This is a genomic window from Vibrio viridaestus (assembly GCF_003856525.1).
Taxonomy (GTDB): Bacteria; Pseudomonadota; Gammaproteobacteria; order Enterobacterales; family Vibrionaceae; genus Vibrio; species Vibrio viridaestus.
Window position 1 is genome coordinate 1 of the sequence record NZ_RJVQ01000049.1, and the last position, 864, is coordinate 864.

Genomic DNA, 864 nt, shown 5'->3' on the forward strand with positions numbered 1-864 from the left:
CCTGCGGACGATTTGACYGACCCCGCWCCTGCCACSACATTTGCACATTTAGATGCKACTACCGTACTRTCAAGAGGATTAGCTGCCAAAGGYATCTATCCAGCRGTAGATCCTTTAGATTCARCGTCAACTATGCTMCAACCTCGRATCGTTGGYGAGGAACATTATGAAAYTGCRCAAMRAGTWAARCAAACTTTACAACGTTACAARGARCTTCAGGACATTATAGCTATCCTKGGGTTGGMYGAATTATCCGAAGAGGATCGYTTAACCGTAGCAAGAGCACGAAAAATTGAGCGTTTCYTATCACAACCYTTTTTCGTAGCAGAAGTATTTACAGGTTCTCCGGGAAAATATGTTGGTCTAGCGGAAACAATTAGAGGGTTTAATTTGATCCTTTCCGGAGAATTTGATTCTCTTCCCGAACAGGCCTTTTACTTAGTGGGTAACATCGATGAAGCTACTGCGAAGGCTACGAACTTAGAAATGGAGAGTAAATTGAAGAAATGACCTTAAATCTTTGTGTACTGACTCCGAATCGAATTGTTTGGGATTCAGAAGTAAAAGAAATCATTTTATCTACTAATAGTGGACAAATTGGTGTATTAGCAAACCACGCGCCGATTGCCACAGCTGTTGATATAGGTATTTTGAAAATACGCCTTGCTAACCAATGGTTAACGATGGCTCTGATGGGCGGTTTTGCTAGAATAGGCAATAATGAAATCACTATTTTAGTAAATGATGCAGAGAAGAATAGTGACATTGATCCACAAGAAGCTCAGCAAACTCTTGAAATAGCAGAAGCTAACTTGAGAAAAGCTGAAGGTAAGAGACAGACAATTGAGGCTAATCTAGCTCTCA

The 864-nt window shown here is 40.8% G+C and carries 2 protein-coding genes; both read left to right on the forward strand.

Annotated elements, in window-relative coordinates; translation table 11 throughout:
• Nucleotides 1–12: 12 nt before the first annotated feature.
• Complete coding sequence (locus EES38_RS23210) at nucleotides 13–510, forward strand: ATP synthase beta subunit C-terminal domain-containing protein (protein WP_500691481.1); 498 nt, start codon at nucleotides 13–15, stop codon at nucleotides 508–510.
• The coding region (atpC, locus tag EES38_RS23215; protein ID WP_124939282.1) for an ATP synthase F1 subunit epsilon at nucleotides 507–864 on the forward strand (358 nt) is incomplete at its 3' end. The genes EES38_RS23210 and atpC, both read left to right, overlap by 4 nt.